General features: G+C 66.6%; 2 protein-coding genes. Both read right to left on the bottom strand.

Annotation, left to right across the window (positions count from 1 at the left end; translation table 11 throughout):
- Positions 1-143: 143 nt before the first annotated feature.
- Positions 144-2453, bottom strand: coding sequence for a ribonuclease R (gene rnr, locus EOA32_RS36185; protein WP_128374227.1), 2310 nt, complete (start codon positions 2451-2453; stop codon positions 144-146).
- A gap of 6 nt (positions 2454-2459) precedes the next feature.
- A complete protein-coding gene (locus EOA32_RS36180; RefSeq protein ID WP_281015308.1) occupies positions 2460-2582 on the bottom strand; it encodes a topoisomerase C-terminal repeat-containing protein in 123 nt (40 codons plus the stop codon).
- Positions 2583-2594 lie beyond the last annotated feature (12 nt).

Raw genomic sequence — 2594 nt, 5'->3', positions numbered from 1 at the left:
GGTGAAGGCGCCGAACAGCTTGCCTTCGCCGCAATGCGGGCAGCGGCCAAGCATGCCGCGCTTGATTGCCGTCCACAGCGGACGCGCGACGCGGCCGGAATGATGCTCGCCGCCGAAAACCTGTTCTTCCATGCCCTTCGACATCATCTTCTCCTGCCGCGGGGACCCATGCGCGACTGCGACGCGCGGGCGCGGCCCTTGGTCTTGTGGAACGACCGTCGCGAGCCTGGCAGCGGCTTCGGGTCGCTCAGCATCTCGAAACGCATCGCGCCTGCCATCGGCGCAACCTCGAGCAGCCGCACCTCGACGCGGTCGGCTAGCTGGTAGCCCTTGCCGGTGCGCTCTCCGAACAGCGATCGAGCGGTTTCATCGTAGATATAGTAATCGCCGTCCAAACTTGACACCGGGATGAAACCATCGGCGCCATACTGCGGCAATTGGACAAAGAGTCCCGCCTTGGCGACGCCGGAGATGCGCGCGTCGAAGGTGTCGTTGATGCGCTCAGCGAGGTAGCCCGCGATCAACCGGTCGACCGTGTCGCGTTCGGCGGCCATGGCGCGGCGTTCGGTGGCCGAGATCAGCGCACCGACCTCCTCCAGGCGATCCGCTTCCTGCTGCGTCAGGCCGCCGGGACCGAGGCCGAGCGCGGCAATCAGTCCGCGATGCACGATGAGATCCGCATAGCGCCGGATCGGCGAGGTGAAATGCGCGTAGCGTCTCAGGTTGAGACCGAAATGGCCGATGTTCTTCGGCGAGTATTCCGCCTGGCTCTGCGAGCGCAGCACCACTTCATTGACCAGCGCCTCGTTGTCGGCGCCGCGCACCCGCTCCAGAATGCCGTTGAACTGCCCGGGCCGCATCTGCGCGCCGCGCGCCAGCGACAGGCCAAGCGTGTGCAGGAACTCGCGCAGCGATTCCTGTTTCGCCAGCGACGGCGCGTCGTGGATGCGGTAGACGAGCGGCTCTTTCTTGCCTTCAAGCGTCTCCGCGGCCGCGACATTGGCCTGGATCATGAACTCCTCGATCAGCTTGTGGGCATCGAGGCGCTCCGGCACGACGACCCGGTCGACGGTGCCGTCGGGCTTGAGCAGGATCTTGCGTTCCGGCAGCTCCAGTTCGAGCGGCTGGCGGCTGTCGCGGCCGCGCTTGAGCACGGCATAGGCGTCCCAGAGGGGCTTCAGAACGCCTTCGAGGATCGGCCCCGTCTTGTCGTCGGGCACGCCATCGATCGCCGCCTGCGCCTGCGGATAGGCGAGCTTGGCCGCCGATTTCATCATGATGCGGTGGAAGGAGTGCCTGAGCTTGCGGCCGTCCGCCGAAAAGGTCATGCGCACGGCGATCGCGGGACGGTCCTCGCCTTCGCGCAGCGAGCAGAGGTCGTTGGAGATGCGCTCGGGCAGCATCGGCACGACGCGGTCCGGGAAATAGACCGAATTGCCACGCTTCAGCGCCTCGCGGTCGAGCGGCGTGCCGTAGCGGACATAGGCAGCGACATCGGCGATTGCCACGGTGACGATGACGCCGCCGGGATTCTTCTCGTCCGTATCGGGCGTGGCGAACACCGCGTCGTCATGGTCCTTGGCGTCGGCCGGATCGATGGTGACCAGCGGCAGATCGCGCCAGTCCTCGCGCCCGGCAAGCGAAACCGGCTTCACGGCGTCGGCTTCGGCGATCACATCGGCCGGAAAGACATGGGGTATGTCGTGGGCGTGGATGGCGATCATCGAGACCGCCTTCTCGCTGGTCAGCGAGCCCAGCACCGCCAGCACCTTGGCCCGCGGCAGGCCGTAGCGCGAAGCGCGCGCCGGCTCGACCTCGACCAGATCGCCATTTTTGGCGCCGTTCTGGAATTCCTTGTCGACGATCAGCTCGGGCTGGCGGCGTTCCACCGGCTCGATGCGAAAGGTGCCGTCCTTCAGCACGCGGAAGACGCCGAGCACGGCTTCGCTGCGCTTCTCGAAAATCTTCATGACCCGCCCGGTATAGGCGGGGCCTGAGGGATCGTCGGTCGGGAAGGTCTTGGCGAGGACGCGGGCGCCGATGCCCGGAACCGGGCCGCTGGCGCCGCGCGAAATGCGGATGGCGATCACGGGCGGCGAGCCCGGGCCGGTGTATTCGCTCGGATGCGCCAGAAGCACACCGTCGTTATCGCGGCCGAAAATGTCGAGCACGGCGACGTGGGGCAGGGCGCCGACGCGGGTGAGCCGCTTGCGGTTCCTCGTCAGCAGGCCCTCATCCTGCAGGTCGCGCAGCAGATCCTTGAGCCAGATGCGGTCCTCGCCGCGCAGCGCGAAAGCCTTGGCGATGTCGCGTTTTCCGGAGCGGTCGGGGTTTTCGGCGATGTAGCGCAGGATTTCGTCGCGCGAGGGCCGGTAGTCATCCTTGACCACCTTCGCCCTGGTGTCGGCGCTGCGCGGATCGCCGTGACTTCTTCCGGAGATCCTGCGCGCCACGTCGTGCTATCCTTTCTTTGCCGCCCGGCGGAACGGCTTCTTGCCGCCTCCGCCCTTGGCTTCCTTCTCGGCAATCAGGGCGATTGCCTCGTCCATCGTCACCGATTGCGGATCCTTGCCCTTGGGCAGCGGGGCATTGAC

The organism is Mesorhizobium sp. M1A.F.Ca.ET.072.01.1.1 (assembly GCF_004023325.1).
In the GTDB taxonomy this organism is placed as follows: domain Bacteria; phylum Pseudomonadota; class Alphaproteobacteria; order Rhizobiales; family Rhizobiaceae; genus Mesorhizobium.
Note: the sequence above shows the minus strand (reverse complement) of the source record. Positions and strands in the feature narration are given on the sequence as shown.